Origin of the sequence: Planktothrix sp. PCC 11201 (genome assembly GCF_900009135.1) — a bacterium.
Taxonomy (GTDB): domain Bacteria; phylum Cyanobacteriota; class Cyanobacteriia; order Cyanobacteriales; family Microcoleaceae; genus Planktothrix.
Window position 1 is genome coordinate 518,362 of the sequence record NZ_LT797701.1, and the last position, 25,756, is coordinate 544,117.

Genomic DNA, 25,756 nt, shown 5'->3' on the forward strand with positions numbered 1-25,756 from the left:
AAATGCGTTATTGGACGATGACTAATCGCCTAAAATATAGTGGTTTTCAATTGGAGAGACATTAAAAACCCGATAACTTTCACGAAATCGGGTTTTTAGGGCATACCTCAAGTAATCCCAAACCCCTTAGATATCTAAATCCGTCAAATTTAAGCGGGGAGCGTGGGTTTCGATGAACTCCCGACGGGGGGCCACCCGATCGCCCATTAATATAGTGAAAATCCGATCAGCTTCGGCAGCATCTTCCACTTCCACCCGTTTAATCATCCGAGTTTCTGGGTTCATAGTAGTTGTCCAAAGTTGTTCGGGCATCATTTCCCCTAACCCTTTAAACCGTTGAATATTGTAGTTAGCATTGGCGGGTAGACTTCTCAAATGCTCCTGCAATTCTTGTTCATTGTAACAGTATTGATGGTTCCGTCCCCGTTCCACTTTGTACAGGGGAGGACAGGCAATATAAATATAGCCTTGATCCACTAATTCCCGTTGATAACGATAGAAAAAAGTGAGCAATAAAGTCCGAATATGGGCTCCATCAACGTCCGCGTCGGTATTATGACAGCAGAGTCCTCCGGTTCCACAAACAAAGTTTTCATCCCCATCAACGGAGAAGTCATAAACATACTCTCCGACTAATTCAATTTCCTCTGCCTTGACAACTTTTAATCCCATTAAATCTTCACTAATGGGTAAATAATCCATCGGTTTTTGAGTGGGAAGTTGTAGATAGGTGTTAAGTTTTTCTGCCCCTAAATGACGTTGCCAAATTAAACGACAACTTTCGAGTTGTTGTTTGCCACAAAGGGTCAGGGTATAGTAGGGATAACGGGTTTGAATTGGGGCTGTGTGATTCAATTGAGGTTGATGTTCACTGGTACTAGCAATTAATCCCAATTGTCCGAATAAATAGAGTAATCCATTCTTAATTGAATTGGAGTTAGTTGTCCAAGAAATATTCGCCTCACTGGTTGTTCCATCCCCTAAGAAATACCCCTCTAAAAAGGCAAGTTGTAAAGGTTCAGTCACCGAGAAAACCAGATCGGGAATTTGTTTTTCATGGGATTTTTTTCCTAATCCCCAAGCCTGTAACAGTCGGGCAGCGACTACACTATTAAAGTAGAGTTTAATCCCCTGACTTTCGGGATCATTATAGCTGCGTGGTGTTTCCCCAAATACCTCTTGAATGGCTGCAATTAACTCAGGAATAAATCGCTCATCTTTTGTGCCTAAATTCAGGCTGACTTGATGTTTTGATAGGCTTCCTTCCGCCACATACCAACCCAAAAACCACATCAATTCTGAAGTAATGGGTAAATAGCGATCAAAGGCTTTATTCTGGTGGGCTTGAGGAACAATTTTTAGGTTATCCCCCAACTGAATTAACTCGCTGGGTGTGAAATATTCAATGGGTTTATAATTACTAACTTCTCGCCAACGGGCGTTTTTACTGCTGTCATCTTGAGTCAGGAGTTGATCAATTTTAGAGGGAAGGGTTTGGTAAACAATATTTTCGTTACCTCCAATTGTCTCTAAATAATCTAAGAAATTAGACAAAATGGGTCGATTAATTCCCCGTTCCCAGTGACTAATCGTAATCGGTTGTTTGACTCCAATAGCAGTGGCTAATTGTTTTTGAGTCATGCCTAATGCTTGACGTTGGGCAATTAATTCTTGCCATCCTTCGGCATCTAATTCAACCCGGGTTTCACTGAATAATTCCGGTTTGTCAACTTTGGCTAAAATTCGCCGACTGGCAATTTTACGAACATCTTCTCCTTGTAAATATAAGGATTGAGTCACACCCGCTTCATAGAAGGTTCGGAGTAAATCAATCCGGGTTTGGGGTTCAGTTGAACGGGGTAAACGACGACTGGCAACTAACCAATCTCCGGGTTTAATTTCATTGCCTTTTTTGAGTTTAACTTCCCCATTTTCATACACAAAAACACTATGGGAAGATGTGACCTTAATTTGACGATTATAGCGAGTCGTCAGTTGATACATGGGTTCTTCATGCCCGTGACGAATTACGGCTTTAATCGGACGAAAACGGGTGGCATGGGTTACGGGATCAAAAGCAATCACTTGATAGCGTTCCGGGGTGCGTTTCCCTTCGATACACTCATCAATAAACTTGCCAATTTCTACAAATTCGGTTTTTCCGGTATCTTCCATTACTAGCGTGGGTTCATCACCCGCAACGCTCATAATTATGACTTTATGATAGCGCAACCCGGCGGCATCGAATTCTTCTCCCTTAATTCCTAATCCTAATGCCGTAATTAAGGATTGAATTTCATTATTTTTGTAGATTTTGGCGTCATCGGTTTTCTCGATATTCAGGATTTTTCCGCGTAAAGGAAGAATGGCTTGGGTACGGCGATCGCGTCCTTGTTTGGCGCTATTATGCACAAATATACCCGCCGATAATGCGAAGTTATGACTATGGGGAACTTCAATATCATAAACATCATGTCGTTCTTCTAACCATTCGATAGAAACGACCCGATGATTGTAGTTCCGAATAGCAGTTCTGGTGGCGACTTCATCTCCTTGAAAATAGCAATCGCAAAAGGTTTTAAAGGTCGGATCTTTTTGCGGTTTAAGAGAGTTTGAAGGGTTATATATTTGATAAAGTGAGGCTAGGGTTCGAGCATAATCGCTTTGATTTGATGCTTGATACTGAGATTCTAAACGCTCTTGATCTTCCCGTTGTTTTAATTGATAGGTATTAGCTAATACATGGGTATCAATCCATTGATCAGAACCTGGATTCCAAACCTTTTGATTTCCCTTTAATTCCCCATTATTTTCTAAGTAATGAAACGGCATTAAGGAATCTTCTGGGGTTAATTCTGCGGCTGCTTTATAAGTACGATCACGCAACATAAACGGGTGATCGGGAGTACAAATCAGGGTTTCTCCATTATCTAAAGTTAATTTCACGACTTGGGCATTTTTCTTCGTGAGTCGTGCATTGGTGATGTGTTCAATGGCGATATTGCCACTTTGATTAATGGTGTAGCAAAAATGCTCTTTCCCCTCAGCCTGCTCATCAACAATTTCTTTGATAGTTTTTTCTGATCCATCAGCAAGAGATATATAAGTAAAACTAAACAAACAACCGCCGGCGCTGTCCCCTTCGACTAAGAAAATCTCCGATTCATGGGGATCTCGGGTACTACAATCGGCTAATTTACCTGGCAATGGAGAGGATTCTAAGACCGATTTCCGACGGACTAAATCCCGTGCTCGTCGAGCGGCTTCTGCGGCTTTAAAGGCTTGAATGGCTTTCTCAATGATCGCATCGGCAACCCCGGGATTAAATTCTAAATATTCGGTTAAGGCTTCCCCCACCAAGGAGTCAACAATTCCCCGAACTTCTGGATTTCCTAATCGGGTTTTGGTTTGTCCTTCAAATTCAGGGTCGGGAACTTTCGCAGAAATAACGGCGGTTAGACCTTCTCTAATATTTTCCCCGCCTAAATTTGCCTCGCCTTCTTTGAGTTTATTCCGTTTACGGGCGATCGCATTTAAAGTTCGAGTCAAAACGGTTTTTAACCCTTCTAAATGGGTTCCCCCATCGATGGTTCTAATATTATTCGCAAAACCTAAAACCGTATCACTATAGGCATCGGTACACCACTGCAAAGCCACTTCTATTTGAACATTACTCCGTTCTCCACAAGTATAAATAATATCTTCATGGAGGGGTTGTTTATCGTTGTTCATGTAGGCGATATACTCCCGAATTCCGCCTTCATAACGGTAGGTTTCTATCCGGGGATTTTCGCGATTTAAGAGTTCTAAACGACTATCTGTCAGAGTAATTTTAACTCCCGCATTCAAATAGGCGAGTTCGCGTAAACGGGAGGCAATCGTATCACAATCAAACTCAATTCCGGTGGTAAAAATTGAAGTATCGGGTAAAAAGGAAACGGAAGTTCCGGTGCGGGCTTCTTTAATCGGTTTTGAGGTGAGTTCCGTGGCGGGAGTCCCCCGTTCAAAGCGTTGGGAATATTCTTTTTTATCCCGAAAAACCGTAACTTCTAACCATTCTGATAAAGCGTTAACAACAGAAACCCCGACCCCATGTAAACCCCCCGAAACTTTATAACCGCCACCCCCAAATTTACCCCCGGCGTGGAGAACGGTTAAAACCGTTTCTAAAGCGGACTTTCCGGTTTTAGAATGGGTATCGACGGGGATACCGCGACCATCATCGGTGACGGTGACGGAACCATTGGCGTTGAAATCGATTTCGATGTGGGTGCAATAGCCAGCCAGCGCCTCATCGATCGCGTTATCTACAACCTCGTATACTAAATGGTGGAGTCCTCTTGGCCCTGTGGAACCAATGTACATTCCGGGGCGTTTGCGAACGGCTTCCAAACCTTCAAGGACTTGAATTTGGTCGGCGCTGTAATTGCTGGTCATTTGATCACGACTCCAGTATTGGTTGAGTAAAAACGTCCCTTATGACGTTCTTACAGTAAAATGATAAAACTTTCAAAAATTGTAGCACAAATAGGTTAGAGAGGATCGTAGGGCATTCTCAAATCAAATTTGGACAGGGTTGATATATCCGGTTATTGGTGATGGGCACAAGGAGAAGGAAAGTTGACTATTTGTACAATACCACAGTCACCCCAGTTAATCGTCATCTGTGGTGCGACGGCTACGGGGAAATCGGGTTTGGCGATTCAGTTAGCGGAGCGTTTGGGGTCGGTGGTTTTGAGTGCGGACTCCCGTTTGGTCTATCGAGGGTTTGATATTGGGACGGCTAAACCTACCCTGGAAGAACGTCGGGGGGTTCCCCATTATTTGATTGATATTTGTGAACCAACGGAGACTTTAACCGTAGCAGATTATCAGGATCAAGCGCGAGAATTGATTAATCATACTTCTAATTCTGCTCCTATATTATTAGTTGGGGGGACGGGATTATATATTAAATCCATTGTGCGGGGAATGAAAATTCCTCGGGTTGCTCCTAATCCAGAATTGCGATCGCAACTTGAAGGTTTAGGGCAAGTACAATGTTATCAGATGTTGAAACAAATCGATGCGATCGCGGCACAGAAAATTCATGCCAATGATCAGTTTAGAACTCTACGAGCCTTAGAGGTTTATTATATCACCGGTCGTCCGATTTCTGAACAGCAAGGAGAAAATCCTCCCGATTATCCGATTTTACAAATTGGTTTAAATTGTGAACCAGAAGCATTAATTCATCGGATTAAAAAGCGGACAGAAAACATGATGGAAAGGGGATTTGTGCAGGAAGTTGAACAGTTATGTCAGAAATATGGCACTGATTTATCGTTATTAGAAACTTTAGGATATCAGGAAATTAAACAATATTTAGCGGGAGATATTTCTTTAGAAACAGCCCAGGAATTAATCGTATTACATACCCGACAATTTGCCAAACGCCAAAGAACTTGGTTTCGGGCTGTTTCTGAAATTCAATGGTTTGATGCTGATAGTTCTAATTTATTAGATCAGGTTTGGCAAGCTATTCTTGAGGATGGGTGAAATAATCTTGAAAATTTGCTTTATTTTCCCAAGGTGACAGAAAAATGCTATGATTGAACTAAAAAATATTCAATAAAAATGCTATGAATCTTAATCTTTCCTCTCTGAAATTATCTCCGTCGCTTCCTGTGAAATTTCATATTTTGCTTGATCGTTCAAATGCAACGCAAATACGCGCATCTTTTATAGAACTTCCTAACTAGCAGGTTGAAGCTTCAACACAGGAAGAAGCCCTAGAAAATTTAAAAACGTTGTTGTATACTTATTCTGATAAACTAGAAATTATTCCTTTTGAAATTGAAGAAGTATCTACTCAACAATTGGAAAACCCTTGGTTGAAATTTGCGGGTGTTTTTCAGGATGATTCTGACTTTGCTGAAATTGCTAAAAGTCTTATAATTGAACGATATGATGATGATGTTGAGATTAAAGAAAGTTTAGATTTTGACTTATACGAGATTAAGGTGGGTAAAACCCACCTTATATTAACATTAACTACCCGGAATTGTCACATCAATTGTAGTGACTTTTGATTGATTATCTAAACTACTTAAATCTGGACTAATCAACGCTTTATTTCCGACAACTAAAATCACCAACTTGTCGAAATTAAGATATTGTTGAGCGACTCGTTGAACATCTTCGATGGTTGTTGCTTGGACTTGACGTTGATAATCAAAGATAAAATCTTTGGGATAGCCATAATATTCATACTGCATTAAACGGGATAAAGTTTGAGCCGGATCTTCAAACTTGAAAATAAAAGAATTCAAGGTAGATTCTTTTGCATAGGTTAATTCTTCCAACTTAATTGGTTCTTTTTTTAACCGTTCAATTTCAGTTTTAACCCCTTGAATGAATGGAACTGTTGCTTCAGAACGGGTTTGTCCTCCGGCATTAAAAACCCCGGGATAATCATAACTTGCACCCCAATATCCATAAACAGAATAGGCTAACCCTTGGCGCGATCGCAGATTATTAAATAACCGTCCACCGAACCCGTTTAACACCCCATTCATAACCGCCAATTTGGGATAATCGGGATCATTTAATAACCCGCCTAAATGACCCATTTCCACATAACTTTGATTAAGTTGCGGTTGATCAACAAAGAAAATACCGCCCAAATTAGCTTGAGAAACCGCAGGAAGGGGAGGGATAACGGCTTTTTGACTCGGTTTCCAAGTTCCTAATTTTTCATCAATTAACGCCTTCATTTTTGCTCGATCAAAATCCCCTACAATTCCCAAAATCATAGTTTCAGGATGAAAATATTTTTCATAAAAATCAACTAAACTCTCACGCTTAATATTATTCAAGGTGGCATATTCTGCGATGCGGGCGTAGGGACTATCTGCACCATAAATCACCTTAACAAACTCCCGTGAAGCAATGTCTCCTGGGTTATCATTCCGACGGGCAATTCCGCCTTTAGCTTGAGTTTTTGCTAAGTCTAATTGATCCTGCGGAAACAGGGGATTGCGAATAACATCCGTAAACAATCCAAACACCAAGTCTAAATCTTCTGTTAATCCTGAAAATCCAACACTACCAGAAGTTGTAGAAATTCCGGCTTCAACGGAGGCGGCTTTTTGTTCTAATAATTGATTCAATTGATCGCCGGAATGTTGACGAGTTCCTCCATTTCGCATCACCTCGGCGGTAATACTTGCTAAACCCACCTTATCCGCAGGTTCAAATCGATCTCCGGTGTGAAATAACGCACTTCCTCCTACTAAGGGAAGTTCATGATCTTCGACTAAATAAACTGTAATTCCATTGTCTAATTGATAGCGTTCATAATCAGGAAGTTTAAGGGTTGGTAAGGGAGAAAAAGTTAAATCGGTGTAATGTTTGGGCGTAGAAGCAATTGCCGGAATATGGCTAAACGCGGTAAAAAAGAAGGTCGTTAGCAATAATCCAGCCAAAAAAAGTGTGGATTTTTTCAAGTTTAGGGTTTTCAAAGTCAACATAGTGAATGGAAAGGTTAATCAAGATAGAATGAGTCAGGATAAAATTAGGTGATGTTAAAGTTTATTCCTCGGATAATAGGCGGCCAATGGTGCGTTTTTGCGGAATAAATACGTCTTGAGCCACCCGTTGAATATCTTGGGGAGTAATGGCATCAATTTTTTCTAATTCCTCAAATAAGTTGATCCAAGATCCAGTTTTGACTTCATATCCCACTAAAGCAAATGCCATTCCCATATTAGAATCTAAGGATCTTAACAAACTGGCTTTAGCTTGAGTTTTAACCCTGTCTAATTCGGTTTCAGACACCAATTCTGTTTTCAGTCGTTCAATTTCTTTGCGGAGGGAAATTGCCACTTCATCAACGGTATGACCGGGTGCGGGCATGGCATAAAATAACATTAAATTGGTGTATTTATTACCCGGATATCCACTTGATCCTTGGGCGGTTAAAGCAATTTGTTGTTCTTCAACTAAGGATTTATACAAACGAGAAGTTCGACCATCACTCAGAAGACTGGAAATCATATCATAAATCACAGAATCAGGATGATTAGCCGCCGGACTGGGATACCCTTCCAAATACCAAGGTTGAGTTTTTAAGGTTAAAGTCACTTCCCTAGTTTCGGTTTGAGGTGGCTCAATAATATTCAATTCAGGGGGTTTCGGTCTGGCGGGATAACGACCAAAATAAATTTCTGCTAAACGTTTGACTTCCGTGGGGTTAACATCCCCAACAATTGCTACGGTTAAATTATTAGGAACATAGTAGGTTTCAAAGAAATTTTTAACATTTTCACGAGTTAAATTTTCTAAGTCTTGTACATAGCCAATCACAGGACGACGGTAGGGATGAGCTTTGAATGCTGTGGCGGAAAATGCCTCGATCATTTGACCAATGGGAGAATTTTCTGTTCGCAAGCGACGTTCTTCTAAAATGACCTGTTTTTCTTTGTAAAATTCCCGAAATACGGGTTCTAAAAATCGCTCAGATTCTAGGGACATCCACAGTTCTAATTTGTTAGCAGGAAGGCTATAAAAATAAGAGGTAGCATCGGCGGAGGTTGTGGCATTGAGTCCTACACCTCCAGCTTGTTCTACAATTCTACCAAACTCATTTTGCTTGACATATTGATTGGCTTCGCGACTTACTGTTTCTAAATCAATGATTAATTGTTTTAATTTTTCCTGGTTTCCTTCGGCTTTAGCTTGTTTAATTTGTGCAAAAATCTGATCTTGCTTTTCTAAAAGAGGTTGTTCGGCTTGATAATTGGTTGTACCAATATGTTGAGTTCCTTTAAAAGCTAAATGTTCTAAATAATGGGCGACTCCCGTTTGTCCGTCGGGTTCATTGGCTCCTCCAACATCGGCATAAATTAAGAAAGAAATAACCGGTGCTCGATGTCTTTCTAAGACAATAAATCTCATGCCATTATCAAGAGTAAATTCGGTAATTTCTCGCTGCACTCGTTTTAAATACGGTTGAATTGAAGAATTTGCAGGGGCAATTTCATCTCCCCAAACGGCTTGAAATCCCATTACCCAAAATAAACATAGACTTAACAGCACAACGGACAAACGTTTCCCCACAGGGGATAGTTTGTGAGTTCTTTGTTTCCCTCGGAAAAAATAATCCCAAAACATAGGTTTTTAGCGGTATAACTTGACAAAAATGCGAGAACAACTAAGGTCTAATCTATCTTAAAATATCACAAAATCAGAATTTTAACCGTAAAAAATATCAAAGCATTAAGAGTTATATCGTTTCCGATCAGTCTTCCCAGATGAATGATAGGCTCAAATTAGAGCCACATAAGATAAATAAAGTTATGTCGCATCTCCATTCCTCTACAGCATCGGAATTAGAAAACCAGATTCTACTGGCAGCCCGGGGGTTATTTGCCCAGAAAGGCTATGATAGTACCACTACTCGTGATTTAGCGACGGCCGCCGGGGTCGCCGAAGCTACTTTGTTTCGACATTTTGCTAATAAAAAAGCGATTTTGACTGCCATTGTGATTGAGGGATGGGTGGAAATTTTAACGGATTTACTAACAGAATTGAGTGAGATGAGTAACTATAAAGCCGTGGCACAATTGTTACATCGACGTCTAATTAATCTACAGAAAAATGCAGATATCATGCGAATTTGTTTTTTAGAAGCTCAGTTTCATCCAGAATTACGCGATCGCCTTCAATCAGAAATTATTAATAAAATGATCGATGTAACCGAGGCTTTTTTTGAAACGGCAATCCAAAAAGGAGTTTATCGTCCGATGAATCCTAAAATTGTTGCCCAAGTTTTTTTAGGAATGTTTGCGATCGCCGGATTTAGTTATAATACTCTCCTTGAACCCAATGCTTCCCCCCAAGAAATGAAAGAAATGGCTGAAGGATTAGCCGATATTTTCTTGAATGGAGTGTTAGCAAAAGAATAAAAACAGATTACAAAAATTTTGCTTGTTGTACCCATTCTTGAATTTTATTAACAGATGGACATAGATCTCGACGCTGTAAATTAACGACATAAAAGCGTAATATTTGTTGATGTAAACGATGAATTGGTAATTTGGTTAAATGGTTGACTGAACTCACCCCCGCATGAAGCAAAAGTCCACAATATTGACAACCGACGCCAGGAATTCTAGCTAAGTCCGCCATTGCTATCCATTTGTTAATATCTCTAATATTAATCTGGAGCAAATTGGCTAAAATCATTTTTTCGGCTGGAGTTTTGCCTTGTTTTAACAGTTGACTGGTGGTTTTAATGCCATAATTGTTTAATTGGGTTTGATTGTCCGAATTCAAGCCCGGCAGTTGAGAAATCGGCCAATCAACCCCTTGAATAGAGTTATGGGAGTTGGGTTTAAAAGATGTCATCGTTTTGCTATTGTTAGTTTCAGGTTGAGGCGGTCTAATCCTCCTCAATTTGTGCTGTTTGATTCTAACCTATTTTTTTCTAAAATTCAGGGTAGGCTGTTAAGGATTTAAACCCTATACTTGAGATAACGATGATACTAGCACTACCATCGCTTAAATTAAAATCACCCAAATTTCGATTTAATCATGTTATTTAATTATTCCCAATTTCTGATTGATACCCTTCGCCAACGACGCCAAAAACTCAGCTATTTAATTGATTTTCCGGCGATTTTGTGGTCGGGTTGTGCCAGTTCTCGCAATTTTCCCGCTAATATTTATCCCTTTCGTGCCAGTAGTCATTTTCTTTATTTTGCCGGATTTCCCTTAGAAAATGCAGCGATTCGTTTGTATGAAGGTCGCTTAGAATTATTTATGGATGATGCCCCCCAAGGTAGTACCCTTTGGCATGTCGAAATCCCCCACAGAAATCAAATTGCAGAACTCATGGGTGCAGATATTTCCTATCCCTTATCAGAATTATCTAATCATCTTGAAGATGCGGCGACTATTGTGGTACAAAATCCCATTACTGCCAACGAACAACGTCAATTATTGAATTGTCCTTTGAGATCAGCACAAGAGCCCGAAGGAATTGATTTAGAATTAACACAGGCAATTATTTATTTGCGTCTAACCCATGATGATTTGGCGTTACAGGAGTTACGCCAAGCCACAAAAGTTAGTATTAAAGCCCATAAAAGGGGGATGCAAGTAACAAAAACAGCCCGGTTAGAAGCGGAGGTTCGCGGGGCGATGGAAGGGGTAATTATTAGTCATAATATGACCTGTTCCTATAATAGTATTGTGACAATACAGGGAGAAGTTTTACATAATCAACATTATCATAATCCCTTACGACCAGGGGATTTACTATTAGCTGATGTGGGGGCAGAAACGGCGATGGGATGGGCGGCGGATATTACTCGAACTTGGCCAGTTTCGGGAATATTTTCCCCGACGCAACGAGATATTTATGAAGTGGTTTTAAAGGCTCATGATAGCTGTATTAATTCTATCAAACCAGGGATAGAATATCAAGAGATTCATCGAATTGCCGCAACAATAATTGCCGAAGGATTAGTAGATTTAGGAATATTAAGAGGGAATCCCGAGGATTTAGTAGAACAGGATGCCCATGCCTTATTTTTTCCTCACGGAATCGGGCATTTATTAGGGTTAGATGTGCATGACATGGAGGATTTGGGAGATTTAGCTGGATATGAACTGGGACGGGTGAGAAGTCAACGGTTTGGCTGGTGTTTTCTGCGGTTAAATCGTCCCTTAAAACCCAGAATGTTAGTAACAATAGAACCAGGTTTTTATCAAGTTCCGGCTATTTTAAATGATCCTAAAAATCGAGAACAATATCAAAATATTGTTAATTGGGAACGTTTAGAACAGTTTGCTGATGTTCGAGGCATTAGAATAGAAGATGATGTCTTAGTCACGGAAACAGGAACAGAAATTTTAACCAAAAGTTTACCCACATCTATTCAGGAGATAGAAGATTTAGTTAAAAATTAATGGAGTGAATTTATGCTGAGTCAACAACGAATTAAACGGTTTATTATTTTTTTCCTGGGAACTCTAATTGTTATGGGATTAACCGTAGCTGGTTATGCCTTTACAACCCTATTTTTATCTAATACTCTTACAACAGAATCCCCGATTGGTTTAGCTGACTGTGGGAGTCCCAAGGGAGGCGAAAAGGATAATGCGATTGCAACTTTTTATGGCAACAGTGGGCGAGGTTTCCTCGCCCCTACCTGGGTTAATAAAATCCAGTGGAATTGTGTTTATAATATTAAAGATTTCTCCGGTTCAAATTTAGTAGAACAGTTCAATGCTGCGCGAGATGCAGCCTTTAAGCATGGTGGAGGAATAGTTTATTTTCCATCAGGAACCTATGTTTTTAATGATAGCATAAAACTTAGGTCTGGTGTAGTCATTCGCGGAGAAACTCCTGCGGTTAAATCGGCAAAAGCCAGTAATTATAATCCCTCCTCAAAATTAGTTTTTCCTAAATATGAACCCCAACTTTCAGGAGACGGAACCCCGAATGAAACCGCCTTCAAAAGTATTCAAACCTTGACCCCCGACCAAGATAGCAATATTGGAATTATTAACCTAGAGATTAATCGGGCTGCAATTAATATTGTGGGAAATATAGATACCCATAAAAATAGTAATATTATCATTTTTGGGGTTCGTAGTAATAACGTAGCAAAACCCGACCCACAAGTTCCAAAACTCGAATTTCAGAACCCTTGGCAACGCTATAGTCATCGCTTTGCTTCTAATATTGAACTTACTGGGTATGAAAATATTTTAGTTGCTAATAATCGAATTAATGATAATATTACTGATAATTATGAACAACCTGGATACAAGTTACAGTCCAAAGATAAAAAGACAATTTTAACCTATCAAGAGGGTAGTAAAGTTCCCTTTAATTATAGCAATCATTATGGAATTGTTGTTAATAGAGGTGGGAAACAAGGCGGGTTTAAATTAGCTGGGACTCCCACCACTGAACCCGGACTTTTTAGAAAAGGCATTGTGATTCGAGATAATTGGGTTTACCATACCATGCGAGTGGGAATTCATGCGGCGGGAGATGGTTTAATTATCCAAAATAATGATATTCAAGACCAACCCAATAAAAAATGGTGGACAGACCCCACGGGTACTCGAGAAGCAACGGGGGCAGTTACCTTAGAAAATAGAGGAATTGACTTTTCAGGATGGAATGTTTTAGTTGAGGGGAATAATTATCAAGTTTATCGACATCAAATTGGAGATACAAAATATTTAAGTGTGGATGGAGAAGGGATGTTAATGCAAGAATGTTGTGGGGGAACAACGGTTAAAAATGTTATGATTAAAAACAATCAGGGAAATGCTTATATTGGACTCTATAAAGTTCAAGAAATTAATCATACAACTATTGAAAATAATCAAGTCCTGAATTCTGATATTTTTGTCATGGCAGATACAAATAATCAACCCTATGGAATGAATCAGGTTAAAATTATTAATAATCAAGTTTCTGGGAATATTCTGGTGAAAGCCAGTTTAGGCGGTCAGGGGAATGAAATTTCAGGAAATAGAGGAAACCAAAGCGGAAAACTAGAGTATTCTTGTTCCATTGAAGTTAATAATAACTCGGGATTTAATACTCAACCCTGTTTTCCGTTACGCTAATTTACCATAATGTTAATTGGGTGGGGATGGGTTCCAACTGATTCCAGGGTAGGGGAGAAATGGGCAGATGATGGGATTCTAACAATTGTTGCACATATTTTGCCGTAGAAGGCGATCGCTCCTCCAAAGGACAATGCACAAAGAAATAAACATCTTTGCCCTGATTTAACCAATGATGAATCGGTGTAATCCAATCTTCTAAAAAGGGTTGGTTCCTCGATAATTGAGGATGGGAAATAAACCGAATTAAAGCCAAGGAAGCTGTGACACTAAATTCTACCGGAACTTGAGGTTTTTTTCGTTCTGAATGTAGTTGCGGGTCATCCTCACCGCTATAAATAGGACGGGAATCTAAAATCACTCGTCCAACATTAAAGGATTCTAAAAGCTGTTTTAACCGCTTAAAATTATCTGGCTGAAACCAATCGGGATGACGCACTTCTACTGCTAAAGGCACGATTTGATGCGGCCAAACTTGAAGAAAATCTTGCAAATCTTCTAATAAATGGGGAGAATAACTCGGCGGTAATTGAGCAAAAATAGGGCCGAAACGAGTTCCTAAACACTGCATTTGTTCAACAAACTTTAACGCCCCTGGAATAGCCAGGTTTAGTGACCCTTGATGGGTTAATTCCTGGGGTAATTTTAAACAAAATTTAAAATCCGATGGTGTTTGTTGTATCCAACGAGTTACCGTTTCTGCATTAGGAATGGCATAAAATGTAGTATTTCCTTCTACTGCGGTAAAGCGACGACTATAGAGGGAGAGAAAATCCGCCGGACGACTTCCTAAAGGATATAATTCTCCCACCCAATTTTTATACGACCAAACCGCACAGCCTAAATAAAAGTGACCCATTTTTTTTCTATTTTAAATAGGTGAACTTACCATTTTTTCCCGTTTCATCCATTTTAATTTGGGCAACATAAAACTTTTCTTGCACCACTTCACCTTCGGGAGTAAAAGCAATATTACCTAAAACCGTTTCATATTTTCCCGATAAAATTGCTTGATTTAATTGTTCTCTTACCTGTTCTAAGGATAAACTATCGAGTTTATTTTTCTGGTCAACCGCTTTTAAAGCATCCACAAAGACTTGAACTCCGGCGAAGGCTTGGGCGGTAAATTGCGGAGGTTCTTTTTTATTTTGGGCTGCGTAGGTTTCCCGAAAGGTTTTATTAATCGGATTATCAATTTCAGGACTATAGGCTTGGGCAATAATTACTCCATCACATTCTTTTTGACAGACGGAAAAAATATTAGAGGTATTTAAACCATTCCCTCCAATAATTAATCCTTGATAGCCCAATTGTCGTAACTGTTTGATTAAATTTCCTCCATCCGCAGCCAGTCCCGAAATAATAATTAAATCTGGGTTTAAGTTAATCGTAGCGGTGGCTTGATTTTGAAAATCGGTGTCGGTGGTTTGGAACTTTTGAACTGTCACCAAATCCAGGTTTAAATCTTTAACTGTTTGTTGAAAAGTCTCGGTTTCTGATTTACTAAAGGCATCATTTTGAGCGTAGAAAACCGCTACTTTTTTAATATCAGGATTGATTTTTAATGCCGCTTTTACAGCATTCGGGGCGACAACTGCAACCGGGGCAGAAACCCGGGCAATATAATCACCAATTTGAGGCACTCCCTTCGCGGTATTAGAAGGGCCCAAAACCGGAACTTTTGCCCGCTCTGCAATGGGGTCAGCGGCAAAGGCTTGTTGAGATAAAGAAGGGCCTAAAATGCCGACAACTTTCTGTTGAGTAATTAGGGTATTAAAGGCATTAATTGCACTTTGTTCATCGCCTCCCCCATCTTGAAGGGCTAATTTAATTGGGGTTCCATTCACGCCTCCTTGTTGATTAAAATATTGTTCAGCCATTTTGGCGCCAATCACCTGTTCTTGTCCTAATAAGGCGGCGTTACTGGTTTGGGCGAGAACGACTCCAATCGGAATTCCTTTAGAATTTTCAACGGTATTTGTCGTGGAATTAGGATTGGAAGCGGTGTTATTTCCCGAAGGTTGAGAGGGACTACAGGCTAATACTAAAGCCCCGGTTATTCCTGATAACAATAGAGGGATAAATTGTTTTCTTTTAATCATGGCAGTAAAATTATATAAAAATAGTGAGTTGTTTTTAACTCAAGAGATAATCTGAATTATACAACTATTTTTAATTGTAGACAAGTGGATATTTAGAGTAGGGTTGTAAAATCAGTAAGCGATGACGCTCGCACTACATTTAATTATAATCATCAAATAAAGTGTATTTTTCTTCAAATACTTCTTGCCAAGATAAAGATATTAATGAGATTTTTTTTCCCATTTCATCCTCAGCATCCTTGACAGCCCGTTGAAAACATTGTTCCCAAATTGAATCAATAAAATTTTGGTTTAAACTGGGAACTTCTTCTTGAATATCAGCAATTTCTTGACGCGCTGAACGAATACTAATAGACCAACTACCACTCCGTTTTTTCGGTTGACATTTCCATTTAATAATGTGCATCATTAACCGGGTTAACTGACTTTTTAAAGCTAATTTCTTGGATTTTCCCATAGATTCAATTAAAACCGCTAACCCAGATCCGGCTTCCATAAATTTTTGCTCCTCTAATAACTCTTGAATTGCGATCGCGGCTAAATATTCAGAACTCGCCGCCAACCATTCCCAATCTTTTCCAGTTTCCATAATAACTTCTATAGCAGTCGCCACATCTATTAGGACATTCTTAAAAGCTAAAAGCTGCTCACAGTAAGTATTTACCTATTGCCCATTGCCTATTCCCTATTGCCTCTTGCTATAAGTTTAATTATAATCAAATAAAGTATATTCTTCCTCAAATACCTCCTGCCAAGATAAGGCAGTTAATTGACATTTCTTTCCCATTTCACTTTCTGCTTGTCTGATGGCTTTTTTAAAAGAAGTTTCCCAAATTGATTCAAGGTAGTTTCGATTTAAACTGGGAACTTCCTCCTGAATATCAGCAATTTCATCTCTGGTGGAAATAATCGTAGTTTCCCAACTGGAAGTCCGTTTTTCCGGTTGACATTTCCATTTAATAATGTGCATCATTAACCGGGTTAATTGACTTTTTAAAGCTAATTTCTTTGATTTTCCCATGGATTCAATTAAAACCGCTAACCCTTCTCCGGCTTCCATTAATTTTTGCTCCTCTAATAACTCTTGAACGGCCACCGCGGCTAAATATTCAGAACTCGCCGCCAACCATTCCCAATCTTCTGATGTTCTCATTTTTACCTCAACAAAAAATAACTGAGATCATACTTTTAATTTTATGTCAAGTTTTGGGAACTCAACTTAACATTTCTATTTAATTTAACAAAATATTGCTTAAAATTTAAGAATCATTACAGTTAAACAATGTTATTATTGTTTTAGTGTCAAAATGAATTCTAAAATAGAGATTAAATTGCGATCGCTATGTATAAATACTCCTAGCGATTGGCACAATTTCTGAGAACATAAAACAAGCTGTCCTCATCACCTATCAACGGAGAAACACGCTATGAAATTAGCTTATTGGATGTATGCTGGCCCCGCCCATATTGGTACCCTGAGAATTGCCAGTTCCTTCAAAAACGTTCACGCCATCATGCACGCCCCTTTAGGAGATGACTACTTCAACGTCATGCGGTCTATGTTAGAAAGGGAACGAGACTATACACCTGTGACCGCTAGTGTCGTAGACCGGAACGTTTTAGCCCGGGGTTCCCAAGAAAAAGTGGTTGACAATATTGTTAGAAAAGATCGAGAAGAACATCCCGATTTAATTTTATTAACTCCTACCTGTACTTCCAGTATTTTACAAGAAGATTTACACAATTTTGTGGAACGCGCCCAACTCGATGCTAAAGGCGATGTCATGTTAGCGGACGTTAATCATTATCGCTTTAATGAATTGCAAGCGGCTGACCGGACATTACAACAAGTGGTTCAGTTTTATCTGGAAAAAGCCAAGAAAAAAGGCGATATTCCTGAAGGCAAAACCGCAAAACCTTCCGTTAATATTATTGGAATCTCTACCCTCGGTTTCCATCACCACCATGACTGCACCGAATTAAAACGGCTAATGGTAGATTTAGGAATTGAAGTTAATGAAGTGATTCCCGAAGGGGCATCGGTTCACAACTTAAAAAACCTGCCTCGCGCTTGGTTTAACCTGGTTCCCTATCGAGAATTAGGGTTAATGGCAGCCAAGTATTTAGAAGAAGAATTTGGGACACCTATAGTTGATATTACGCCGATGGGAGTGGTGGAAACCGCCCGTTGTATTCGCAAAATTCAACAAGTAATTAATGCTCAAGGGGCGAATGTTGATTATAGTGAATATATTGATAATCAAACCCTGTATGTGTCTCAAGCCGCTTGGTTTTCCCGTTCCATTGACTGTCAGAATTTAACCGGAAAAAAAGCCGTTGTCTTTGGGGATAATACCCACGCCGCCGCGATGACAAAAATTCTGGCGCGAGAAATGGGAATTCATGTCGTTTGTGCCGGAACCTATTGCAAATATGATGGTGATTGGTTCAAGGAACAAGTCAGTGAATATTGCGATGAAGTTCTGATTAGTGAAGATAACGGTCAAATTGGAGATATGATTGCCCGGATTGAACCTTCTGCTATTTTTGGAACCCAAATGGAACGCCACGTTGGGAAACGTTTAGATATTCCCTGTGGTGTGATTGCATCTCCGATTCATATTCAGAATTTCCCCATTGGTTATAAACCATTTTTAGGCTATGAAGGAACCAATCAAATTACCGATTTAATCTATAATTCCTTTACCTTGGGAATGGAAGATCACCTCTTGGAAATCTTTGGTGGACATGATACCAAAGAAGTGATTACCAAAGGAATTTCGGCGGGTTCTGATTTGAATTGGACAAGAGAAGCTCAAACCGAACTGAATAAAATTCCTGGGTTTGTGCGCGGTAAAGTTAAACGCAATACCGAAAAATTTGCCCGTGAACGAGGTTTAAACGAAATTTCCTTAGAAGTGATGTATGCGGCCAAAGAAGCCGTAGGAGCTTAATTTTAGGGTGGGCTATGCCCACCTTTTTTGTTACAATCTAAATTAAAGCAACCCCGAATTTTTGTACTCAGCCAGTTTGGGTTAACTTAGTGTTGTTTCGACATAATTTATAAGAGGTAATGTATGTCAAATATTCGGAAAATTTTAGGGAATCCAGGGGACACTTGGGATGATTTAAGTTGGACAGATCTGAACAACGATGAGCAAGCGTTGTGGGCTACTTTAGGCTGGAATCAAGCCAGTTGGGAAGAAGACTCTGACGCTCCCGATTCTAATGAGAAATATTGGGAGGAATTAACCGAAAAGGAACGTGATGCAGCAACAAAACTCGGTTATAACCAATCTTATTGGGATGAGGATTAAGGTCAAAATAAAGTCCCCATCCATATTATTGCTCCCATAATTTGTAGGGTGCGTAAGGCGTAATTAATTTATTGGGAAATCCAATAATTAACAATTTGCCCCACGCACCATTTTTTGTTCATCAACACGACTGACAGTGATTGATTGAGAGTTGAATGATTAAATTTATAGAATTGGGTAGAGTGATAAGTTAAAGTTTTGTTGGAGGTGTTATATAGTGATCGCACCCTAAACAACCCTAAAATAAAAAGCGATCGCATTAATAATTTTACTCCAAATCAAGGGGATTAAAAGTAATTGAAGATTGTGCGCTATGACGAAGATAAATAATATAAACGATATTCTCTCGAATGGTGAAAATAATCCGGTATTTATTCCTTGATTTCCCATAAATAATTTGTCTGATTTCTTCAGGAAAATCATCGTTTTCTCTAGCTAAAGCAAAACGTTTAGGCTTATATTGCAAAGTAGCAATAGTATTCATTAAATCTCTAAACCATTGATCAGCATAATTATGGTTAAGATTTTTTAACCAAAGATAAGCAGATTCTATTTCCAGTTTAGCATTCTGGGTTAATTTAACTTGAAATTCCATGTTTATGCTGCATTTCTTCGATGAATTGATTTAGGGGTTGTGTGTCACCTGTTGCTATATCTTCTAATCCTTTTTTAATCCCAATAATAGTTTCTAATTTCTCGATAAAATCTAGTAATTTTTGATAAGATCCAGCATCTTGTACTACTAATTCGGCTTTCCCATTAATAGTTAAAACGATAGGATTACCTGTTTCTTTCATCTGGGTAATCATTTCATTGGTATTCCGTTTAAAGGTTGAGAGGGATTGAATATCTCGATTTAGATTAATCATGGTTGGGGACTTAGCACTAAATTTGCATTAAATTTAATGTTAGCACAAAATAGCAAAAGCGATCGCACCCTCAACAACCCTACAATAAAATAGGTTACAATAGAAAGCAGTTAAATAATCACCTAATTCATTATGCAACAACAAAGTTTTGATGCAATTTTTGAAAACGGGGTTTTTCGCCCCTTAGCTGATTTTCAATTAACAGAAGGTCAAACCGTAAAACTGATTATAGAATCGGAATCTATGAAAAAAATGAAAGGCTTTCCTACAACGGGAATTATTGCTAAACTAACAGCAAATCCTATTGTGATTCCTAACTTTCATTCCTTGACAAGAGAGGAAGCGAATGAGCGTTGGTAAACCTCAACGTTTTTTTGTTGATTCTAATATTTGGCTCTATCGTTTTATCGTTAATCCTAATGATTCAGATGCTAGAGCAAAACAACAAATAGCTACAAGTATTACCAGTCAAGAAAACCTAGTTATTAGCACGCAGGTTGTCAATGAAGTCTGCTCAAATTTAATTCGCAAAGCCAAATTTGATAATTCACAGATTCAAAGTCTAATTGAGGATTTGGGATCGGGCTGTGAAATTTTACCTGTTTCCTTTGCAACAATTCAGTATGCTGTAAAATTGCGGGATTGCTATTTATTTTCTTTTTGGGATAGTATAATCATTGCTAGTGCAATTTTAGGCGATATAACTGTTCTATATTCAGAAGATATGCAAGATAGTTTAATCATCGAAGATAGTTTACAGATTATCAATCCATTCAGAGATTTAAAATGAGCGATCGCACTCCTAACTCCCTTACACCCCAAGAAGCGATCGCACCCTCAATTATCCTAGAATAAAAAGTGATCGCACCTTCAACACTCCTACACTAATTATCAAATAACTCCATCTGATTAACTTTCACTTCTTTTTGTTTATCAGCACTTTTAACAACTTCAAAACTCAAACGAATATTTAATCTTTTTTGATTTTCAATAATATCTTGTACTGTAACAATTTGAATCTTATCACAACTTTGACTCATAAATTTACTCTGATAAAAACCAGCAGATTTTGCCGTTTTGATCATATCTTTAGTGGGATTTTCTAAAGTTATAAATATGGCTATACTGGCATTTTCTAGGGTCATTGTTCCTATTAAATCTCGGATATCTCCTGATTTTACTTTTCCTGATTTGACTTGAAAAATTATCTTTTCAGGTTCATTTTGATCCCCTTGAAAGTAAGCAATTCCGTCTACACCTTGATCTGAACCCTTTTTAGTGTTAATGATTCCTTTGTTATCAGTATAAGTTAAGATTGCCCATTTTTCAAATTCTTTTCGAGTGCGATCGTCTGCTTTATTTGCTAATGCTGTTGCACTTTCTATATCTCTAGGAATACCATGGAGTTTAATGGTTTGTAAAACCTCTTTTCCAAAGCTATCTTCTAATCTTTTTAAAATTAAACTAATACTTTGATAAGTAATATCAATTCCTATCCATTTTCGGTCTAATCTTTGGCAAACTGCAACAGTAGTACCACATCCACAATAAGCATCTAATATTATATCATTTTCGTTAGAACTGGCTTTAATTATTTTTTCTAATAACGCTTCTGGCTTCTGTGTTGGATAACCTAATCTTTCTTTCGCAGTATTAGTTAAAATTGGTATTTGCCACCAATCAAAAGGTATACGTCCAAGTTCATGTTTTCTTTGATATGCTTTACCATTGATAATTTTGTGTTCAACTTTTTCTGGAGAAGAATAAGCTTCTCTTACTAAATCAACATTAAAAGTAAAGTTATTATTTGATTTACAATAATATAGTATTATATCATGTTTTTTAGAAAAATGATATTTACTAGCTCCCCCTGAACCATAACACCAAATAATCTCATTTTTATAATCTCCACCCTGAGAACAAAAAACAGCATCTAATATTAACTTTAAATAATGACTAGCACTCGGATCACAATGTAAATAAAAACTACCTGTAGGTTTTAAAATTCGATGAATTTCTGTTATCCTTAAAGTCATACTTACTAAATAAGCAAGTAAACTTCCTGTTTTTAAAACATTCCTTAAACCTATAATTAAATCAATACATTGCTGAGTAAATAAACCATGATAATTAGTCGTAATTTCCTCTATTCCATGAATAGCGTGATCATCCCATTCCCAAGTATCAATAAATGCTTGTGCTTGAGCTTTATCATCGCCACCAATATTATTATAGATTTGATTATAATTGCGTTTAGAATTAAAAGGAGGATCAATATAACATAGGTCAACTGATTCATCTTTAATGTAACGTCTTAAAACTTCTAAATTATCGCCATAATAAAGTTGATTAACCATTATTTTTAGCAAATTATTTTGCTTGAGTTAAACTTGATTAATCATTTTTATACTAAATTGATTTTTTGTCATGGCGGATAATATCTGATATTACCTGATATTTTATTAAGAAGTATTAATACAATATCTGAAAAAACCTGATAATCTGGAATAAAATTGAGTTATAATGACGAAAAGTGTTACCTCGTCTAACTTTTATGACTGTTACAGAAATTTTACAATTTGTAGATAGCTTAGTATTTACTGAGACAGAAAAGCATTTAGATGATTTGCAAAAAAAGATTGTTGAAGAAGTATTTAAAGGTAAAACTTATAAGCAAATTGCAGACATTTATGATTATGATGAGGGTTATATTGGTGATGAATGTAGGAAGTTATTTAAAATTTTATCTGAACAGTTAGGTGAAAATATTAATAAATCTAATTTTTGTTGGACTATAGAAAGATTTACAAATTCTAGCATTGCTAAAATAGTTAATTTTGAAAATAATTTTAAAAACAATAATATCAACTGGTGTCCCAACTACGCATCATCAAATCAGCCAGAACATCAACAAAGCACTAATATTGATAACTTCAAAAAACCTGAATATGATTTAACCCTAGCTCCTCAAATTATAAATTTTTATAACCGAGAAACAGAACTTGAAACCCTTTCTAATTGGATATTCAAACAAAATACTCGTTTAATCTCAATATTAGGATTATCGGGAATGGGTAAAACCGCCTTGGTTAAAAGATTTATTGATTTAAATTTAGATGAATTTGAAGTTATTATCTGGAGAAGTTTAAAATATCCTAAACCTTTAGATTTGCTGGTTAAGGATTTATTGAATATTATTAAACCAGAAGACAAACAAACTATAGATGATCAAGTCAAACAATTATTAGATATACTCATTAATAAAAAATGTTTAATTATCCTTGATGATGTGCAGAATATCTTTACTCCGGGTCAATTTGCGGGACAATATCAACCGGAATATCAAAGTTATCAAAACTTTTTTACCCTGGTAACAGAAATTGAACATCAGAGCAGTTTGATTTTAATTGGTCAAGAAAAATGTCCAGAAATGGAAGGTTGGGAAAACGAATTATATCCGATTAAATGTTTAGAGTTATCAGGTTTATATGATCTGGAAATCATGAATAATAAAGGATTAAAAAATCACGAATCTTGGTTAAATTTAATTAATTTATATGAAGGAAATCCCGTTTATTTAAAAAGTATTGCTATTTTAATTAAAAATATATTTGATGGTGATGTTGCTGAGTTTTTAGCTGAGAATGAATTAGTCATTACTCAAGAAATGCGATCGCACTTTAACCAGCTATTTCACAGACTTTCACCTATTGAACAACAAATCGTTTTAAAATTAAGTCAATTTGAGCAACCCTTATCCAGAGAAACATTGCGAGAAAGTGTAGAGTTATCATCAACGGATTTAATTAATGGGTTACAATCTTTACAACAACGGTATTTAGTAACTAAAATAAAACACGATCAGATTATGTTTAAATTATCTTCTGTTTTTGGGGAATATGTCAGAAACTTTTGTAAAAACTAAAATTATTCATTTTTGCTAATTTATTTAAGGCTTCAGACATTTTTTGACCATTAGATTTAGTTGGATTCGTTGATATTTCTTCTTCTAAAAAAGTAATTTTAACTTCAACTGAATTATCTAAGTTGATATCTGGAGTTTGATCCAGCCATTGAATAGAATTGTTTTTTAAAATAGCATTGAAAGTTTTTAGCATGATTTTTTCACTAATTAATAAGTTGATAATTCTGGTGAGTCCCCACAAGAAGCCTAGACTAATAATTATATAGCAATCCCCGCCGAGGTGGTAATATTTTATCATCGGGGTGGCGTTCCTCCAAAGCATTACCCGACATGGTTTTTTCATACACGGATTGCTATAATCTTCCCTACACCCTTAGCAAGCGACGACACCCGCTCCAGAGACCACCTTCTTCATTCTTTACAAAATTTACAATTTTTTGTGTTTGCACCAACCTATACTGCTAAATGTAGGCTATTGCAGGATAATGTTGAACAGGAATTCAAAGCGTGAACGTTTTGAACCAGCAGGCAAAAGGATACTGTAACATCCCGCCACAACCCAATCTAACCTAACCCTCGGTATTAACTGGGTATTCACCCGTTAAAGACTTTAGAGGGTTAAATTTAGTAGCAGATGAAAGCTGAAACCCTTAGAAACATCTATCCTCCCCAAAAGTGAGCCAGACCCCCTCATGATGGAAAGTCTACAACCCTCAAATTAATTTAGGATAAATGATTTTAAATTTCGGGTTTAGTTCATAGAACATCCCCAATCCTAAATCCTTGCATTCTCAGTGAAATTTATAAGGAATATATTCTCATGGCCACTAATAGAAAAAAACGCACGACTCCTGCTACCCGTCCCGCTTCTGCCATTAGTGACAAAGTAAAAGTTACGGTTTCTTTAACGGCTGATGTTGCTCAACAGGTGGAAGCACTCGCTAAGGAATTAGGAGTATCAAAATCAGAATTATTTGAACGTTTGGCAGCATCCCAGTTAAATCAGCCAACCCAGGGGGAAAAAACGTCCTCGGAAACTCCAGCCACCGATGATACAACCTTAAAACAGCAGATTGAAGCCCAAGCCAATACGATTCAAGAGTTAAAACAGCAACTAGCCCAAACCCATGAAGCCTTAAAACAAGAAGCAGAACAAAAGGTAACACAAACTATTGATCCTAAAACGTATCAGGCTTTACAAGAAACCTCTAAACAACAAGAATCAACAATTGCTCAATTACAGACTCAATTAAATCGAATTCCTGAGTTAGAGCAACAATTAACAGCAACTATTTCCGCAGAAACCCACCAGGCCTTACAAAGCCAGTTAGAACAGGAACAAAAAACCATAGCCCAACTCAATCAGCGTATTGAAACCCTGGAAAAAGAAGTGGAAAAAAGCAATAGTGCTCTAGTTCAAATGCAAGTTAAACAAGAGAGAATTGCCGAATTAGAAGTAAAATTAGCTAACGGGATTTCAGAAGAAAATTATCATAACTTAGAATATCTCTGTGCGGCTCAAAAGACACAAATGGCAACTCTTGAACAAAAATTAGCAAGTTTAATTTCCACTAAAACTCAACATCAAGAAACGGCTAATTATGATGCCCTAAAAAACTATTTGCAAGAACAGGATGATTTAATTAACGTTTTGCAAAAACGGGTTTCAGAACTGCAAGGGTTAGCTTCCTTTGGAGAATCTCAACTCTCTAAATGGCGAAATCGTACCTTCAACGGTTAAAATCAAAGCCAACAATTTAGGATGGGCTATGCCCATCTTGACCCCAAAACCCCCCAAGGGTTTCACCCTCTAAAGACAGAACTCCCAAACTAATAAGTGCTTGTGCAAAATAAATTACCGAGTTAAAAAAGGGAACAGGGAACAGGGAATTAGAAATATGTAAATAA

General features: G+C 37.7%; 23 protein-coding genes. 11 read left to right on the plus strand and 12 right to left on the minus strand.

Going from position 1 to position 25,756, the window contains the following annotated elements:
- Positions 1–126: 126 nt before the first annotated feature.
- Positions 127–4,437: an ATP-binding protein gene (locus PL11201_RS12540; RefSeq protein WP_079679097.1), complete on the minus strand. Its 4,311-nt coding sequence runs from the start codon at positions 4,435–4,437 to the stop codon at positions 127–129.
- 183 nt (positions 4,438–4,620) lie between these two features.
- Between PL11201_RS12540 and miaA the strand changes: the two genes are divergently transcribed.
- Positions 4,621–5,538 (plus strand): tRNA (adenosine(37)-N6)-dimethylallyltransferase MiaA, encoded by a 918-nt coding sequence (miaA, locus tag PL11201_RS12545; protein ID WP_234996677.1) that lies wholly within the window; start codon positions 4,621–4,623, stop codon positions 5,536–5,538.
- A gap of 251 nt (positions 5,539–5,789) precedes the next feature.
- Positions 5,790–6,071 (plus strand): hypothetical protein, encoded by a 282-nt coding sequence (locus tag PL11201_RS12550; protein WP_144017740.1) that lies wholly within the window; start codon positions 5,790–5,792, stop codon positions 6,069–6,071.
- On the opposite strand, the gene PL11201_RS12555 is transcribed toward PL11201_RS12550, so the two are convergent.
- Complete coding sequence (locus PL11201_RS12555) at positions 6,030–7,511, minus strand: M16 family metallopeptidase (RefSeq protein ID WP_079679100.1); 1,482 nt, start codon at positions 7,509–7,511, stop codon at positions 6,030–6,032. The genes PL11201_RS12550 and PL11201_RS12555 overlap by 42 nt on opposite strands.
- 61 nt (positions 7,512–7,572) lie before the next feature.
- Positions 7,573–9,048 carry a M16 family metallopeptidase gene (locus PL11201_RS12560; protein ID WP_339394363.1) on the minus strand — a complete coding sequence of 492 codons (1,476 nt, stop codon included), beginning with the start codon at positions 9,046–9,048 and terminating at the stop codon, positions 7,573–7,575.
- Positions 9,049–9,338: 290 nt separating this feature from the next.
- Here PL11201_RS12560 and PL11201_RS12565 point away from each other — a divergent pair, with 290 nt between their 5' ends.
- The gene (locus PL11201_RS12565; protein ID WP_079679103.1) at positions 9,339–9,947 is read left to right on the plus strand and encodes a TetR/AcrR family transcriptional regulator; all 609 of its coding nucleotides are present in this window, start codon (positions 9,339–9,341) and stop codon (positions 9,945–9,947) included.
- A 7-nt stretch (positions 9,948–9,954) separates the two neighbouring features.
- Here PL11201_RS12565 and PL11201_RS12570 read toward each other — a convergent pair whose 3' ends face one another.
- The gene (locus PL11201_RS12570; RefSeq protein ID WP_079679105.1) at positions 9,955–10,389 is read right to left on the minus strand and encodes a DUF4332 domain-containing protein; all 435 of its coding nucleotides are present in this window, start codon (positions 10,387–10,389) and stop codon (positions 9,955–9,957) included.
- Positions 10,390–10,575: 186 nt separating this feature from the next.
- Between PL11201_RS12570 and PL11201_RS12575 the strand changes: the two genes are divergently transcribed.
- On the plus strand, positions 10,576–11,955 hold the full coding sequence (locus PL11201_RS12575) for an aminopeptidase P family protein (protein WP_079679107.1): 1,380 nt from the start codon (positions 10,576–10,578) through the stop codon (positions 11,953–11,955).
- Between the two features lie 12 nt (positions 11,956–11,967).
- A complete protein-coding gene (locus PL11201_RS12580; RefSeq protein WP_079679108.1) occupies positions 11,968–13,635 on the plus strand; it encodes a glycosyl hydrolase family 28-related protein in 1,668 nt (555 codons plus the stop codon).
- Position 13,636: 1 nt separating this feature from the next.
- On the opposite strand, the gene PL11201_RS12585 is transcribed toward PL11201_RS12580, so the two are convergent.
- From PL11201_RS12585 to PL11201_RS12600, 4 genes are all read right to left on the minus strand, one after another.
- Complete coding sequence (locus PL11201_RS12585; RefSeq protein WP_079679110.1) at positions 13,637–14,494, minus strand: DUF72 domain-containing protein; 858 nt, start codon at positions 14,492–14,494, stop codon at positions 13,637–13,639.
- Positions 14,495–14,501: 7 nt separating this feature from the next.
- A complete protein-coding gene (locus PL11201_RS12590; protein ID WP_079679112.1) occupies positions 14,502–15,737 on the minus strand; it encodes an ABC transporter substrate-binding protein in 1,236 nt (411 codons plus the stop codon).
- A gap of 139 nt (positions 15,738–15,876) precedes the next feature.
- On the minus strand, positions 15,877–16,350 hold the full coding sequence (locus PL11201_RS12595) for a DUF29 domain-containing protein (protein WP_234996678.1): 474 nt from the start codon (positions 16,348–16,350) through the stop codon (positions 15,877–15,879).
- A 93-nt stretch (positions 16,351–16,443) separates the two neighbouring features.
- Positions 16,444–16,890 carry a DUF29 domain-containing protein gene (locus tag PL11201_RS12600; RefSeq protein WP_079679113.1) on the minus strand — a complete coding sequence of 149 codons (447 nt, stop codon included), beginning with the start codon at positions 16,888–16,890 and terminating at the stop codon, positions 16,444–16,446.
- 274 nt (positions 16,891–17,164) lie between these two features.
- Here PL11201_RS12600 and bchB point away from each other — a divergent pair, with 274 nt between their 5' ends.
- Together bchB and PL11201_RS12610 are read left to right on the plus strand one after the other, a co-directional pair.
- Positions 17,165–18,691 carry a ferredoxin:protochlorophyllide reductase (ATP-dependent) subunit B gene (gene bchB / locus PL11201_RS12605; RefSeq protein ID WP_079679115.1) on the plus strand — a complete coding sequence of 509 codons (1,527 nt, stop codon included), beginning with the start codon at positions 17,165–17,167 and terminating at the stop codon, positions 18,689–18,691.
- Between the two features lie 123 nt (positions 18,692–18,814).
- Positions 18,815–19,054 (plus strand): hypothetical protein, encoded by a 240-nt coding sequence (locus PL11201_RS12610; protein WP_079679117.1) that lies wholly within the window; start codon positions 18,815–18,817, stop codon positions 19,052–19,054.
- A gap of 268 nt (positions 19,055–19,322) precedes the next feature.
- On the opposite strand, the gene PL11201_RS12615 is transcribed toward PL11201_RS12610, so the two are convergent.
- A complete protein-coding gene (locus PL11201_RS12615) occupies positions 19,323–19,649 on the minus strand; it encodes a type II toxin-antitoxin system RelE/ParE family toxin (RefSeq protein WP_079679119.1) in 327 nt (108 codons plus the stop codon).
- Positions 19,633–19,923 (minus strand): type II toxin-antitoxin system Phd/YefM family antitoxin, encoded by a 291-nt coding sequence (locus PL11201_RS12620; RefSeq protein ID WP_079679120.1) that lies wholly within the window; start codon positions 19,921–19,923, stop codon positions 19,633–19,635. The genes PL11201_RS12615 and PL11201_RS12620 overlap by 17 nt, the downstream gene beginning before the upstream one ends.
- A 132-nt stretch (positions 19,924–20,055) precedes the next feature.
- Here PL11201_RS12620 and PL11201_RS12625 point away from each other — a divergent pair, with 132 nt between their 5' ends.
- Both PL11201_RS12625 and PL11201_RS12630 read left to right on the plus strand, forming a co-directional pair.
- Positions 20,056–20,283 (plus strand): antitoxin family protein, encoded by a 228-nt coding sequence (locus PL11201_RS12625; RefSeq protein ID WP_079679122.1) that lies wholly within the window; start codon positions 20,056–20,058, stop codon positions 20,281–20,283.
- Complete coding sequence (locus PL11201_RS12630) at positions 20,270–20,713, plus strand: PIN domain-containing protein (RefSeq protein WP_079679124.1); 444 nt, start codon at positions 20,270–20,272, stop codon at positions 20,711–20,713. Before PL11201_RS12625 ends, PL11201_RS12630 begins: the two co-directional genes overlap by 14 nt.
- Positions 20,714–20,807: 94 nt before the next feature.
- On the opposite strand, the gene PL11201_RS12635 is transcribed toward PL11201_RS12630, so the two are convergent.
- Positions 20,808–22,280 (minus strand): DNA methyltransferase, encoded by a 1,473-nt coding sequence (locus PL11201_RS12635; RefSeq protein ID WP_079679125.1) that lies wholly within the window; start codon positions 22,278–22,280, stop codon positions 20,808–20,810.
- Positions 22,281–22,477: 197 nt separating this feature from the next.
- Between PL11201_RS12635 and PL11201_RS12640 the strand changes: the two genes are divergently transcribed.
- A complete protein-coding gene (locus PL11201_RS12640; RefSeq protein ID WP_079679126.1) occupies positions 22,478–23,848 on the plus strand; it encodes an NB-ARC domain-containing protein in 1,371 nt (456 codons plus the stop codon).
- Here the strand turns inward: PL11201_RS12640 and PL11201_RS12645 are convergent.
- Entirely contained in the window at positions 23,826–24,041 is a 216-nt protein-coding gene (locus tag PL11201_RS12645) for a hypothetical protein (protein WP_144017741.1), read from the minus strand. The genes PL11201_RS12640 and PL11201_RS12645 overlap by 23 nt on opposite strands.
- A gap of 627 nt (positions 24,042–24,668) precedes the next feature.
- On the opposite strand from PL11201_RS12645, the gene PL11201_RS12650 reads away from it, so the two are divergent.
- Entirely contained in the window at positions 24,669–25,589 is a 921-nt protein-coding gene (locus PL11201_RS12650) for a ribbon-helix-helix domain-containing protein (RefSeq protein WP_079679129.1), read from the plus strand.
- The last annotated feature ends 167 nt before the right edge of the window (positions 25,590–25,756 follow it).